Source organism: Novipirellula aureliae (genome assembly GCF_007860185.1).
GTDB classification, from domain to species: domain Bacteria; phylum Planctomycetota; class Planctomycetia; order Pirellulales; family Pirellulaceae; genus Novipirellula_A; species Novipirellula_A aureliae.
Genome location: NZ_SJPY01000001.1, coordinates 436,940 through 451,595 on the forward strand (window position 1 = coordinate 436,940; position 14,656 = coordinate 451,595).

11 protein-coding genes are annotated in these 14,656 nt (G+C 52.8%); 10 read left to right on the top strand and 1 reads right to left on the bottom strand.

Features of this window, described 5'->3' with window-relative positions:
* Nucleotides 1-462: 462 nt before the first annotated feature.
* The 5 genes from Q31b_RS01740 (at nt 463) to hemA (ending at nt 6,833) form a co-directional block, all read left to right on the top strand.
* Entirely contained in the window at nt 463-852 is a 390-nt protein-coding gene (locus tag Q31b_RS01740) for an SseB family protein (RefSeq protein ID WP_197170760.1), read from the top strand.
* A 339-nt stretch (nt 853-1,191) separates the two neighbouring features.
* A complete protein-coding gene (locus Q31b_RS01745) occupies nt 1,192-2,175 on the top strand; it encodes a GDSL-type esterase/lipase family protein (protein ID WP_146597946.1) in 984 nt (327 codons plus the stop codon).
* A gap of 101 nt (nt 2,176-2,276) precedes the next feature.
* The gene (gene pheT, locus Q31b_RS01750) at nt 2,277-4,304 is read left to right on the top strand and encodes a phenylalanine--tRNA ligase subunit beta (RefSeq protein ID WP_146597947.1); all 2,028 of its coding nucleotides are present in this window, start codon (nt 2,277-2,279) and stop codon (nt 4,302-4,304) included.
* A gap of 343 nt (nt 4,305-4,647) precedes the next feature.
* Nucleotides 4,648-5,553, top strand: a complete 906-nt coding sequence (locus Q31b_RS01755) for a cytochrome c biogenesis protein CcsA (RefSeq protein WP_146597948.1) — start codon at nt 4,648-4,650, stop codon at nt 5,551-5,553.
* Nucleotides 5,550-6,833, top strand: coding sequence for a glutamyl-tRNA reductase (hemA, locus tag Q31b_RS01760; RefSeq protein WP_146597949.1), 1,284 nt, complete (start codon nt 5,550-5,552; stop codon nt 6,831-6,833). Before Q31b_RS01755 ends, hemA begins: the two co-directional genes overlap by 4 nt.
* Nucleotides 6,834-6,949: 116 nt before the next feature.
* On the opposite strand, the gene scpB is transcribed toward hemA, so the two are convergent.
* A complete protein-coding gene (gene scpB / locus Q31b_RS27785; protein ID WP_231617225.1) occupies nt 6,950-8,293 on the bottom strand; it encodes an SMC-Scp complex subunit ScpB in 1,344 nt (447 codons plus the stop codon).
* Nucleotides 8,294-8,297: 4 nt separating this feature from the next.
* On the opposite strand from scpB, the gene Q31b_RS01775 reads away from it, so the two are divergent.
* From Q31b_RS01775 to Q31b_RS01795, 5 genes are all read left to right on the top strand, one after another.
* Nucleotides 8,298-9,002: a hypothetical protein gene (locus Q31b_RS01775; protein WP_146597950.1), complete on the top strand. Its 705-nt coding sequence runs from the start codon at nt 8,298-8,300 to the stop codon at nt 9,000-9,002.
* Between the two features lie 5 nt (nt 9,003-9,007).
* Entirely contained in the window at nt 9,008-10,180 is a 1,173-nt protein-coding gene (locus Q31b_RS01780) for a cysteine desulfurase family protein (RefSeq protein ID WP_146597951.1), read from the top strand.
* A gap of 138 nt (nt 10,181-10,318) precedes the next feature.
* Nucleotides 10,319-11,458, top strand: coding sequence for a DnaA/Hda family protein (locus Q31b_RS01785; RefSeq protein ID WP_146597952.1), 1,140 nt, complete (start codon nt 10,319-10,321; stop codon nt 11,456-11,458).
* Nucleotides 11,459-11,888: 430 nt separating this feature from the next.
* Nucleotides 11,889-13,007 (top strand): DNA polymerase III subunit beta, encoded by a 1,119-nt coding sequence (dnaN, locus tag Q31b_RS01790; protein WP_146597953.1) that lies wholly within the window; start codon nt 11,889-11,891, stop codon nt 13,005-13,007.
* A gap of 21 nt (nt 13,008-13,028) precedes the next feature.
* Entirely contained in the window at nt 13,029-14,198 is a 1,170-nt protein-coding gene (locus Q31b_RS01795) for a M20 family metallopeptidase (RefSeq protein ID WP_146597954.1), read from the top strand.
* Nucleotides 14,199-14,656: the final 458 nt, after the last annotated feature.

Below are 14,656 nucleotides of genomic sequence, written 5' to 3' on the forward strand. Positions count from 1 at the left end.
ACGCGACTACTAGAAGCCGGTTTTGCGTCTCGGTGAGACGCGGCGACTAGAAGCTGGTTTTGCGTCTCGGAGAGACGCGACTACTAGAAGCCGGTTTCGCGTCTCGGAGAGACGCGGCGACTAGAAGCCGGTTTTGCGTCTCGGTGAGGCGCGGCGACTAGAAGCCGGTTTGGCGTCTCGGTGAGGCGCGGCGACTGGAAGCCGGTTTTGCGTCTCGGTGAGACGCGGCGACTGGAAGCCGGTTTCGCGTCTCGGTGAGACGCGGCTACTAGGAGCTGTTTTCGCGTCTCGGTGAGACGCGGCGACTCGTGGGAGAACCGTAGTTTAGTCAGTACTCGGTGGAAGGAGTAGTCCTGTAGGCTACACCGTTGGTTTTGGTACACTAGAAGACGAGCCCGCAAAACGGCGGGTGCCATGCGGCCACCAAATGGCTGGCTTCCTTTTTTTTTCGAGAACGCGTCCATGACCTCTGAATCTACTAACCAAGCATTGGATGCCGCGATCGCCGATCGCAATGCATCGAGAATCCGGTCTTTACTCTTGGAACTTCAATTCGTCCTGATCAACATTGAAGACGATGAAGAGGACGAAGAAAGCATGGGAGCGTTGACGGCGGAAATCAACGAAGAAGAGGTCCTTGTCGCATTCACCTCCGAAGAAAATGCGGGAATCTTTGTTGAAGAGATGAGTGACCTATTCACCGAACTCGACGAAGTCCAAGGTTTCGTCGTCGATGGCGAAACCCTGCTCGACTACCTTCCCGAGGACTTCGGACTGCTACTCGATCCTGAAACCGAAGACGCCTTAACCATCGACGCCGCCTTGGTCGGCGAAATTCTTGAGCAAGAGTGATCCGTTTTGGTTCTCAATGGAAACGAAAGTTGAACTGAATTCATGGCATGAGCTCTTTGAAAGAAGGGGACTTGGCATCGGCGAACACTTCGGCCTGACGAGCCTTGACTCTCGCAACTTTTATGATGTCCTCGCGGAACAACCGCATGAACACCTTCGGTTTCGGCTTCGATGGTACGACGCACGCTTGGCCGGATCACACCTCCAGCTGGCAACAGGCGTACCGACATCTGGCAAGCTCACGACTGGCAATCGGGTCGCCAAGTGGGAAGCTGATCCCAAGGACCAAGGGCACTCACTTCGGCAGTGAAGGGTACTGCTAGGCTTAGGAGATTGAAAATGCATCTCAAATCGCAGTCCATCCCTACAAAGACTTCACTTTTTGGCGTGCTTAGGACACTTACCGTTGTCGCATCTGTGGTCGGTTCGTTATTAAGTTTTCCGAGCATGTTGCCTTGGATGATCGCGTTTTGGCTCGCTTGGTACACAATATTGGCAATGCGTGATCGTCCTGCTTGGTTGCCGCTTGCCGCCTGTTTAACGATCTTGATTGTCAAATTGGTTCCACACACCCCAGCCATACTGGCGTTTGGTTGCTTGCTTGTGGCTATCGTCGTCGTACGTTTTCGGAAACGAGATCAACCGGTTGAGCTGAAACGGTTTGCTTGGAAGTCGGTTGGTGTCTTGTGGTTGCTTTGGGGTTTGCTGTTTTGGGAATGGCAAACGGTCGTTCATTGTAGTCGCTCACTGTCACTCGAACTGGATCGACCCGTGGTCTGTATCGGTGACAGTTTGACCGATGGGTTGTTACCTGACGGTGGCTATCCCGATCCGCTGGCGAACATGGTTCGGGTTCCCGTTGTAAATCTTGGTTTTTCCGGCATTGCGACAACGCAAGCTGTCGGACAAATGGACCGAGTGGTCGGTCACAATCCGCAGGTTGTTGTGATCGAGTTGGGAGGCCATGATTTTCTAAAAGGGTACAGCCGAAGGCGTACGAAAGAGAATTTGGTCTCGATGATCGAGAAAGCTCGTGAACATGGCGCGGAGGTGATTCTAATGGAAATCCCTCGCGGATTTATTTTCGATCCATTCGCCAGTTTAGAGCGTGAAATCGCGTACGAGTACGATGTCGAATTGATCGCGGACACCTGGCTTCGCCAAATCGTGGTGATGAGTCCGATCGCACCACCAGGAATGTGGATGCCAAATTCACAGCTTAGTGATGATGGCATTCACAGTAATCCGCGAGGCAGCGAAACGATCGCAAAGCGAGTCGCCCGAGCGCTACGAACCATGTATGGCGATGAGATCATGAAGTAGGCGGGGTCACTACTCGACAGCCTAGGAGGCTATCCTACATAATTGCGGGCTTCGAATGCGAAATTCACCATATTTGTCCCCCTCAGAACGTTGTTTTTACGATGCTTGTCTCCTGGAAATGGCTCTCTCGCTACATCGATCTACCGATGAAACACGAAGATTTGGCCTCGCGACTTAGTTTGTCGGGGCTCAATCACGAGGGGACGACTACCGTCAATTCAGACATCGTCATCGATCTAGAAGTCACCAGCAATCGTGGCGATTGCCTCGGACATCTCGGTGTGGCTCGTGAAATTAGCGTACTGTACGATTTGCCACTCAAGACGCCGAAAATCGATTTAAGGGAGTCGTCGACGTCGATCGAGTCGTTATTGAGTGTCGAAAACGCGTTTGTGGAGGGTTGCCCCCGTTACACCGCTCGCGTGATTCAAGGCATTCAAGTAGGAAAAAGTCCCGATTGGATGGCCGAATCTTTGTCGTCGGTGGGCATCGGTGTGGTCAACAATGTGGTCGATGCGACCAACTACGTGATGATGGAATGTGGCCAACCGCTGCACGCGTTTGATTATTCGAAATTGGCCGAAAACAAAATCGTCATCCGTCAGGCCGATCCGGGTGAAACGATCGAAGCGATTGACCATCGAACCTACGCACTCGACCCGTCGATGTGCGTGATCGCGGACGCTCGCCAAGCCAACGCGGTTGCGGGTGTGATGGGTGGTGCGGTATCGGAAGTCGATGACGCGACAACGGACCTGGTGATTGAAGCTGCGATCTTTACTCCACTATCGGTTCGCCGGACGGCTCGTAAATTGAAATTACATAGCCCATCGTCTTACCGTTTCGAACGTCGCGTCGATCCGGTGGGTGTCGATTGGGCGAGCCGCCGAGTATGCCAATTGATCCTCGAATCCGCGGGTGGTCAACTAGCCAATGGCTCCATCGATACCGCTGCAAAATTTGTCCCCAATGAGCCAGTCGTCTTGCGACTGAGCCAGCTTGAGCGGATTTTGGGCATTCGTATTGATCGAGAGGAGGTCGAACGGATCTTGGTTGCTCTCGGTTGTGAATCGATCGCTAGCAGCGACTCCTATCGCCCACCTTCGTGGCGACATGATCTCAGTCGCGAAGCCGACTTGATAGAAGAGGTTGCGCGGATTCACGGTTACGAAAAGATCCCCGAAGATGCTCCCATCCCCGTCGCTCCGAGCAGCAAGCGAGATTTCGATGTGGCGATGGAGCGAGTTCGGAGCGTGATGATCTCAGCCGGTATCTCGGAAACGATGACCCCCAGCGTCGTCACCGACTCTCTCGATGCATCGGTCAGTCCTTGGACCGAGCGGGCGTCGCTGAGGACCGAAACACCGATGCTAAAAGGGGCTCGCTGTCTACGCCGAACGCTCATCCCCAGCCTACTCGAAGGGCGTGCGAACAATTGGGCATTGGCCAGTTTCGATGCGGAGTTGTTTGAGATCGCTCATATCTACCTACCAGGTGAAAAACAGCCTGGCGACAAACTGGAAGCCTTGCCGGACGAGCAGTATTCGTTGGCCGTTGTCTCGGGTCGTGAGTACTTGGAGATGAAAGGTCTGATCGAAACGTTGTGCGAGCGAATGGGGATTGCCGAAACGGTTTCCGTCAAACCGGTCGATCGATTGGGGATGACCAAAGGAGCAACCGTACAAGTTCATTGTGGCGGGCACGAAATCGGCTACTTGGGAGTGGTCGATCCGAAAGTTCTCAAGACCTGGAAGCTCACTGGACAAGTTGTTGCCGCCGAACTGTCGTTGGTCGCCTTGTTGGCAGCGGCGAAGTTGGTTCCCCAGCAGCAAAGCGTGAGCGTCTTCCCATCGGTCCAACGCGACTTGAATTTCGTACTGGCCGAATCGGTACGCTGGAGCGAACTGGACCGAGTCGTTCGCTCGGCGGTAGGCAGTGAATTGGCGGCCGTCGATTACCGCGAAACGTATCGCGATCCGAAGAAGGACGGGGCGGACCGCAAGCGAATTTTGTTATCGGTCGAATTGCAACGCCACGATGGGACGCTTAGCGGCGAAGAGGCGGATGCGTTGATCGAGCGGGTGATCCAGGCGTGTGACAAGGAATTATCGGCGAAGTTGTTGTCGTAAGGGCGGCAGCTGTTGATCCTCCTCCTCGTCTAACCGGTGCGGTGACACCCTATTTGAAAGTGTGTAAGATAGGTGTAAAAGCGTTTCCGTTCGATGTGTCGGCCTGCGAGGCTGTGATTTTTTCGTACCGAACTATTTTTTCAAACCGAGCTATTTTTTCAAACCGAGCCAATTTTTCAAACCGAGCCAATTTTTCAAACCGAGCGAAATCGCCGCTTCCACCGCAGCGATCGTCGCCAAGCCTATGGGCCTTCGGGTGTCGTCTTGACCTCCGCCGAACCGCTTGGCGAGTTTCGCTGCAAATCATCACTCCCTGACTTCCCTCCTTTTTTCATCCAAACCCATGCTGCCCATTCTCAGCAAGATTAGCGTGACTTGTTTTTTGACAAGTTACCTAGTCGTGCTCCTCCTCGAATTGCTGCGATTTTTGGGAAAGGTTCCCGGTCGCGGGCTATTGGTCATCGTGATGATGAGTCTGGGACTTTTCACCCACATCTCTTACTTCGTCTTGCGGATTACGGCTCGAAGCGGGACGGGAGATGTTGGCTTATTGGCCAGCTGGTATGACTGGTCGTTATTGTTGGCATTCGGTTTGGCCTTCAGTTTTCTGATTCTCTACCTACAGCGACCTGATACGATCATCGGCTTGTTCTTTCTGCCGTTGGTATTGGCGACGATCGGGCTTTCGATGGCCGTACGACCGCTGACGCCGTTCACACGCAGCGAGGCCGCTGAAGTATGGCGAAGCATTCATGGGTTGGCGATGGCGATTGGTGCTGGCGGGGTCCTGATCGGCTTCTTGACCGGGGTGATGTATCTGGCTCAGTCGTCGAGACTCAAAAAGAAACGCGCTGGATCATCGCTGAGACTACCGACTTTGGAAACCCTGACTCGATTGAATCGACAATGTTTGCTTGTCAGTACCACGGCGGTAGCGGTTGGCGTCGTCGCGGGAGCGGTCATGAACCTAAATCGCTGGGGCAACGTCGGTTGGACCAGCGGCGGGGTCTTGTTCGGGTTGATGTTACTGGTGTGGCTCATCATCGCCACCTCGGTCGAACATTTTTACCGGCCTGCTAACCATGGCCGCAAAGCGTTTTACCTGACGCTAGCGAGCCTCGGGTTCTTGATCTTAGCTTTCTTCGGGGTGCTGGCTTCATCGCATGGACAAACGGAAACTGCGCCGGGTGAAATCAATAGCATGGAAGTCGGAAAAGCGTTGTTTGAGGGTGCAGGTAACATCCTATGAAGCTACAAATGATCGGCTGTAGCCACCATGATGCTGCGGTAGAGTTTCGCGAACGCATCTCCTTTTCAGGCGATCATCTTGTCAAAGCGTTGACCGATTTTCGTGACCGATTTCCTGCGTCGGAAGTCGTGCTGCTGAGCACATGCAACCGGGTGGAATTCTACGCGTCGTCCCGCGACGATGCCGACAACTTAACCCGCGATACGGTCGCCGAATTTTTAGCCAATCAACATCGAATCTCAACGGACGAGGTCGTCGAGCGGATGATCTACCGCAGCGGTCCCGAAGCGATTGAGCATCTCTTTAGCGTTGCAGCCAGTTTGGATAGCATGGTCGTTGGCGAAGCTCAGATTTTGTCGCAGGTCAAACAGGCATACAATTTAGCCTGTCTCAACGGATCGGCCGGCCCGCTGACCCATGCCGTTTTCCAAGCTGCCAATCGGACGGCGAAACGGGTTCAACAAGAAACGTCGATCCATCGTCGCCGCGTCAGTGTCCCCAGTGTCGCGGTGGGCGAAGTCGTGCCGGAAGTCTTCGATTCGCTAGCCGACAAGCATGTCCTGATTTGCGGCGCGGGTGAGATGAGCGAAGAAACGTTGCCTTACCTAAAACAAGCGGGTGCGACTAAAATCACGATCATCAATCGCAACCTCGAGCGAGCGAAAGCATTAGCCAATCGCTTCGATGTGCAGGCGGATCCATGGCAATCGCTGCACGATTATTTAATCGAAGCGGATTTGTTGATTGGGACCACCAGCGCACCGGAGCCAATCTTGACGGCATCCGATTTCCAAGCGATTCAAAACAAACGCAAGGGCCGGATTTTATTGGTTTTGGATTTGGCGGTGCCGCGTGACTTCGACCCAAAGCTGGGGGATTTTTCGGACGTCTATTTGTACCAGATCGACGATCTACAAATTGCCTGCGACCGCAACCGCCGCGAGCGAGAAAAGGAACACCCTAAGGCGAAACAGATTATCGCGGAAGAAACATCTCGTCTGATCGCATCGCTAAACCATCGCTCGACGGGCCCGATTATCGAACGGCTTCGTACGAATGCCGAGGAGATCAAACAAAGCGAATTGGACCGTTTGCGGAACAAATTGATGCAACTCAACGTCGATCCGTCCGTGTTTTCTGAGGTCGAAAAATCATTTGGACGATTGACCAATAAACTCCTGCACCCACCACTAGCGTCGGTCCGTGACGACATCGCCGGCGGACATCAACGAGGGTTACTCGAAGCACTCCGCCATCTGTTCAAATTGGGTGATGAATAAAGGCGCGGTCCGCTAAAACGAGGATAGCGGTAGTGGATCTTTGTTGAAGATCCTCATACGTCGGGATCTTGAACAAGATCCACTACGCGATCAAAACCGCGACCAAAACCGATTGCCTACGTCCAATCTTCGTCATCGTCAGCGGCATCGTCGTCATCTTCCCAGTCGTCATCCTCTTCGTCGTCGTCTTCCCAATCATCGTCGTCGTCGACCTCTTCCCATTCGTCGGATGGCTCGTCTTCGTCGATGTCATCTTCATCCTCGAGATCGTCATCCTCGAGATCTTCGTCGTCGAGATCGTCATCATCGTCGTCGTCAAGATCGTCATCGTCGTCATCCCAGTCATCATCATCGTCGACGAAATCATCTTCGTCGTCGTCGTCGTTGTCTCCATATATTTCGTCCTCTTCGTCCTCGATGATCGATTGAGGATTACATTGTTCCGAATCTAATTCGGTGGCATTCGCCAAAACCGGATCGACGCTAGTCAATAAATCTGATTCGGCTTCGGAGAGAACCGATGCGACAGCGGTGCTCACGACTGACTCCTTCGTTGATGAAAAACTATCGGTAGGGGGGGACTCTTGAGGTTTATCTGACTCTTCTAAATCTTCTTGTAAAGTTTGCCACTCGATGGTTGGCAAGTTATCTGTATTGGGCAAACCGAAAACGTGCAAGAAGTGTTTGGTAGTACCGTACAAATACGGTCGGCCTAATTCTTCGCTTCGTCCTGCAATTCGAACTAAATCTTTCTCCATTAATTGGCGGAGCAGGTCTCCACAAGCGACGCCTCGTATTGCTTCAATCTCTGCTCGCGAAACATTTTGCCGGTATGCGACAACCGCTAGCGTTTCCATCATCGGCGTTGACAACCTTACCGCTAAAGGCAAATGTCCCAATCGGGTCAACCATGGTGCTAAAGCGGGACGCGTCATCATACGATATCCGCCTGCAATCAATTCTACGCGAAGCGCTCGTCCGTAACTTTCGTATGTCGTGTTAAGCTGGCGGACAAGTGTACGAGCCTCCGTCGCATCCGCCAAGTGAGCCATTTGCGATAGTTTTCGCAGCGATAATGGCGACTTCGCCAAGAACAATACCGCTTCGACTCGCTTCCGTTTTTCGAGTGGATCCTCTTCGCTATTTTGCTCTTTCGTTAGGTTTTCGGCATCCAAAGCGGTTGCCGAATCGAATTCCGATGCTACCGCGGGTGCCGACCGCAATCGTAACCCATAAGGCCGGTTCGTATTTGGTAAATTGATCCCGCCTAGCCTTCGACCGGACACTTGGTTTTTGGTCTGGTTTCTGGGAAAACGAGCTTGTAAATCTTGTCGTCCCCATGCCGCTGAGAAACCGTTATAAACCATCTCGCCCTTTGATGACTCCTTTGTTGTGTACAATCGGTAATCGTTTTGTTCGATTCGATTCTTCAGCTTTTCCGCAACTTCTACCAATTTCATTGTTTTGTCCACACCATCAGCCCCCATTCGTTCTACGAAAAAGCAAAAAGGTTCCCTTCGCCGCTGGGTGATTGTGCTCAGTGCTGTGCTCGTTTCGCTGTTCGTGTTCTTGTTCGTCCGCATTCAAGGGGCCGTGACCGGTAGCGAATTCTCGCCCGATTCCTTCTCCGTTCGCGAATTCCGATTTTACGAACTACCGATTTTTCACCTACAAATCACGCCGATTGACCGATCGACCGTCACTCCGTCCACCGCTATCTATCTACGGCAAACCGCCCTTATCAACTCACCGACGAAGACACCGGACCTCTGGCATTTGGTCTCGATGACGCGAGGTTTTACTGGAAAAACGCCTGCCGATGCGGAGCTATTGGTTGACCAACTGAACATCAAAATAGCTGGCGGCGCGTATTGGCGGCTGTGGAGTGTCGACCAGCCCGCAAAAGCCAAAGTGTTTTGGCCAATCATTCAAAAGCTGGCAAAGCGAGAAATGTACATTATGATGCCAAAATTGTTTGAAATCGCCCAGTCGGAACGGTCGGTCGATGAGATGACCGAGCGGCTCGATCAATCATTACGCTCGCAATACGAGGGTTTGATTCGAGACATGCGGGCAGCCGATCAAAACGAACTGGCGGACCAATTTTTCAAAGAAATGCTCGAGGACTTTCCGAACGATTTTCCGAACGATTCTCCGATAGAACCTTGACTCGAATGATCTATCTTGACAACAACGCAACCACTGCACTCGACCCGGTCGTGGCCGACGTTATTTCCGAAACGCTTCGTCTTGGCCCAGCCAACCCGTCAAGCCAACATGCGCTCGGTCGCGCGGCACAGCTTTGCATCGATGAGTCGATGGAAACGATCGAATCTTGTTTGGAAACAAAGCTTGACCAACCTGGGGGCCCCCGGTTTCTGTTCACCAGCGGCGGCACGGAGTCGAACAATTTGGCGATTCGTGGCATCGGTGATGCCAATTCCGCTATCATTTTGAGCCGAATTGAGCATCCCAGCGTGATGGAGGTAGCACAACATTTGGCTGCTGCGGGCCGCGAAGTTCGCTACTTGGACGTTGATTCAAACGGCGTTGCGAAAGTCGACGAGCTCGAAGGGCTGATCGAATCCTGTACCACCAAATGTGGTCTGGTGTCGCTGATGACCGCGAACAACGAGACTGGCGTTCTACAGCCGATAGAGCAAGCTGCGACCATTTGCCGTTCTTTCGATGTGCCGCTGCATGTCGATGCGACCCAATCGATCGGGAAGGTTCCGGTGTCGCTTGAAAAAATCGGAGCTTCTGCGGTCACCATCACGGCTCACAAATTTCACGGACCAACGGGTATTGGCGGATTGTGGTTGGAGGGAGGCGTAGCGCTACGGCCGTTGTTGTTCGGCGGCGGTCAACAACTCCAAACGCGACCCGGAACCGAGCCGGTCGCGATGATTGTAGGCATGGCCGCGGCGTTAAAATTGGCGATCGATCAACGGGAAAAAAACGCCTTGCATATGACCAAACTCCGTAATCAGCTCGAAAACTCGCTCATCGATACGATCGATGATCTGGTCATTCATGGCCGTGAGGTCGCCCGGTTGCCTTCGACGAGCTGTATTTCTTTTCCGGGTGCGGATCGGCAATCGATGTTGATGTCACTCGATTTTGCCGGAGTTGCCTGCAGCAGCGGATCGGCGTGCAGTAGCGGCAGCAGTCCGCCAAGCCATGTGTTGACGGCGATGGGCATGCCGACAAGGCTTCTGCAATCCGCATTACGGTTTGGAACCAGCAAGTTTTCCACCTCGGATGATATATCTGACGCCTCTGATCTTATCTCTAATTGCTGCAATCGTTTACGTTCAAAAAACAATGTGGAAAACTCTTCCTTTTAGGGCTTGTTTTTTTTTTCTAGTTGGTAAAATTCTGGTTAGAATCGTCACGTTTTGGAAATAGCGTCATCTTCCTGCTTGCGATCGAGTTGCACGCAAGCTGGATGCTTACGCCACCTATACGTTTGCTGACCCAATCCTTTGTCTTCGATTGCACTTACAACCGAGCCTGATTCAGGTCGCCACGACGCCGATAGCGAAGTGGTCGCGTTCCCTTTGGAGCGGCCTCGGTTAAAGGTACGTCGTCGCAGTGCAGCTGCGTCGGCCAGTCCGATGATCTTGCCCTATTTTTTGGCGGGTCCTGAAAACCGGTTGGCCGCATTCATCGGTCGCCAAGAAGCATCGTTGTTCGAGTTCGGCAACCCGCTGTTGTTTATTGGCCCAACCGGATGCGGGAAAACCGCTTTGGCTTTGCACGTTGCGATTCGTTATGCGAACCAGCTAGGCTATACCGAATCCAACTCGGTCGTACACCTGCCAGCGATCGATTTTGCTCGCCAGTATGCCGATGCCGTGGCCGCCGATGTGCTGCCATCGCTTCGCGAGCAGATCGAATCGGCTCCTGTGTTGGTGATTGACGATTTGCAAACGATGACAACCAAGTCATCAGCCCAAGACGAATTGTCGCTCCGCATCGACGCCCGCGTGGAATCTCGTCGACCTACGATTTTGACATGCCGCCGATTACCGACCGAGGTTCGGGGATTGCGTCCGTCGCTGGTTAGCCGCTCGATTCCTGGTTTGACGATTCCCTTAAGTTGTCCAGTATCGCCGACTCGTTCCTTTGTCTTTCGCGAATTAGCGATGCAAATGAATCTCGACTTGGATGCATCGATGTTTGGTATGCTCGATGAGGGAATCGACAAAAACTCTGCGGTGCGGAACATGTATGCCGTCATCAAGCGGATCGATTTATGGTGCCGCATGAAGGACCAAAAACCGACTTGTGAGGCTGTTGCTGAGGCGATTCAAGCGGTTTCACCGAGCCAAGATCTTTCCTTGGCCAAAATCACTAACACCGTTGCACGTCATTTTCGCTTGAAAGCCCGCGACCTACGGAGCGGTTCTCGCAAGCAGCATCTGGTCCGGGCCCGATCGTTAGCGATGTTGTTGGCTCGGCGAATGACGGCTCTTAGCATGAACGACATCGGCGAATACTTTGGCGGTCGCGATCATACGACCGTTTTGCATTCGATCCGTAAGACCGAAACGCTACTCCAAGACGATGCCGATCTGCGCCAAGCCGCCGATGAGTTAGGCGAAAAGCTCGTTTCGTCTTGATTATTTGCCGCCTCTCGGTGGTGGAAAACTCGTTCGTAACCTGATACTTCTTCGTTGGCCATTCCGTTCGGCTTTCTCACCTGCCTAAACCCACTGTTGATGCGTGTCAGAGACTGACAACATAGCGAACACGTTTCACACCGTCGGTCAACACGTTTTCCACCTCTCCTCTCACTCCTCAACTCGTTACCCATCATTCACTTACAGCGATCGATATCAAGTTAGTAACCATTCTCGTGCTCGGATTACGAATACGACGGTATTTAAATACTTAATCTTCTTAGAGATCCACCTACAAAAGAAACTTCTCGACATTTGGCTCTTACCACTACGAAATCAGCGTTCAACTTAGTACAACATGTGCATGAAAAGTTAGTCCCAATTTGTAATGGTTCCCAGCCGATCGTTTTGCCACTTATCCTAGTTCGCCATGAAAATTACCTGCCAACGCGAATCGCTCGCCTCAGCCTTTGCTCTGGCCGCTAGCATCGCTCCGACGAGGTCGCCGAAAGAGATTTTGCAAAATGTGAAAGTCACGGCAACCAACGGTAAGATCACGCTAACGGCAACCGATTTGGATGTTGGCATTCGATTGGAAGTCGAGGAGGGCGTCGAGGTCGAAACCGAAGGCACGGCCCTGCTACCGGTCCAGCGGATGATGTCAATTTTGAGGGAAAGCAATGATGAAACGCTGACGATCGAAACCGATGATTCAGGCATCCGAGTCAAGGGTTCCCGTAGCAAGTTCCGGTTGCCGGGAAGCAATCCCGACGAATTCCCCAGCGTGGCGGAATTTCATGAAGACAAGTACCACATCCTACCAACGCGATTGTTCCGCGAAATGGTGAAGCGGACGGTCTTTGCCACCGATTCGGAAAGTAGCCGCTACGCTCTCGGCGGTGTGCTTCTCGAAATGGAAGGCAATACGATCATTGCTGTCGGTACCGATGGTCGCCGATTGGCCAAGATGGAAGGGACCGGCGAACCACAAGGGGATCACCAAACGACCGGGATGAGCACGATCGTGCCGACGCGAGCGATTCAGTTGATGGAACGGGCACTCAGTGACAAAGAAGACACCGTCGATGTAGCAGCCCGAGCGAATGACTTGCTGCTAAGGACCAACCGAGCGGTTATCTATTCACGATTGGTCGAAGGTCGTTATCCGGTTTGGCGGCAAGTCTTTCCGAAGCGAGAGAAAGCGGTACAGATAGACATCACCGTTGGCCCCTTATTCGCCGCGCTGCGGCAAGCGGCGATTGTTACCGATCACGAAAGTCGAGGCATCGATTTCACGTTCGGTGATGGAACGTTGAAGCTAGAAGCGAGTACGTCGGAGATCGGTGAATCCCAGGTCGAGTTGCCGATCGCGTATGACGGAGAGCCGATTACGCTGACGATGGACAATCGTTATCTAGCCGATTTCTGTAAAGTGCTCGACAGCGAATCGTCGTTTGTTATGGAAGTGGAGTCGTCATCATCGCCCGCACTGCTTAGCACCGATGATGGTTATAGCTACGTCATCATGCCAATGGCTCGCGACCGCTAAGCCAGTCAGTTAAAGCCAAACATGTCAATGATCGGATACAAAGCGGCGGAAATCCTCAAACCGCTGATCGCCTATCCATCGGTTAGTTCGACCAGCAACGCAGCGATTTCGGACCATCTAGCGTCGCTGCTTCAAAGCCTTCGTTTTGACGTAGAGTTAACCACTTACGTTGATAACCGAGGGGTCCAGAAAGTCAACGTCGTGGCTCATCGAGCAGCCGAAAGACAGCTCGGTCCGATGGAGGAGCCGCAAGCAGGCGGCATCGTCTACTGTTGCCATACCGACGTTGTGCCCGCGCAGCGGTGGACTGGCCCCGGCGGGGATCCCTTTGTCGCGGTGATCGAAGAGGGCCGGCTATACGGTCGCGGATCGTGTGATATGAAAGGGTCGATTGCCGCATTTCTGGCAGCGGTCCAACAAGTTTCGCAAACCAAACAGACACGCCCGCTATGGATTATCGCCACCGCCGATGAGGAAACGGGTTTTGGAGGAGCCAAACACGTCGTTGCGGAATCGGAGATGTATCGGCAAATCGTAGCAGGACAACCGTTAGCGATTATTGGTGAACCGACGCTGCTGAACGTCGTCCACGCTCACAAAGGGATCGTTGGGTTTCGAATCCGCAGCCACGGGCGGGCGGCACATAGTAGTCGGGGCGATGGCGTCAATGCAAATGTAGCAATGATTCCAATGCTGAATAAAATCGCTGAGTTGCACAGAAGAACGTTGGAAGACAAACGTTACCATGATGAACGGTTCGATCCGCCAACATTGTCATGGAATTTCGGCTTTACCGATCACGATACCGCCCTCAACGTCACGGCTGCCTTAAGCGAAGCATGGGTCAGTTTCCGCATGATGCCCGAAATCGATGGTGAGGATTTGATAGCAGAGGCAAGACAGTTTGCTGAGGTATTGAATTTGGAGTTTCATCGGGTCGATGGAGGTCCACCGCTGTGGATGCCAGCGGATAGCAAAAGCGTAAGATCGATGTGTGAATTGGCAGCTACCGAGCCGATTACCGAGTGCTATTCGACAGACGGTGGGCAATTTACGCAGTTAGACCAGCGATTGGTGATCGGTCCAGGAGACATTGCTCAAGCCCACACGAGCGATGAATCGATAGCATTAGACCAGCTGGATCGGGGTACGGAATTCTATCGGCAAGCGATTGAGCGTTGGTGCGTTTAGGGGATGAAAGTCAGGCAGCGGTGGGCGGCAGGTCGATGCGCAGGCCAAAAAACTCGGCATTGGTATTTTTTTGAGGACATCGGCGTTGACAGGGATCTCAAAAAGTGGCTATTCCCAGTTCAACCCCGGCGACTCGTCGAAGATTTATCGCAGGAAGTGATAGAATTCGAAGAGTTTTCGGTGTACGTGCCTTGAAGGACTGTGGATTGATCCACAGCCGGTTCGCTGAAGATTGGTCTGTTTCGGCCACGAGCGTCTTTGTTTGATGAAGCCGCTTTTGTCCCAAACAGGTTAATGTTCGCTAGCGACCGTTATCATTGAAGTCTCACCGCGAAGAAGGAGAGTCGCGTTGAACCGCCTCTTAAACGCAACCGCCCCGTGTGCAGAATTTGCGACTCGTGCTACCCGATTTCCATTGGTGACTCGTTGCACCTTTGTGACTTTGGTCGCTTTGACGA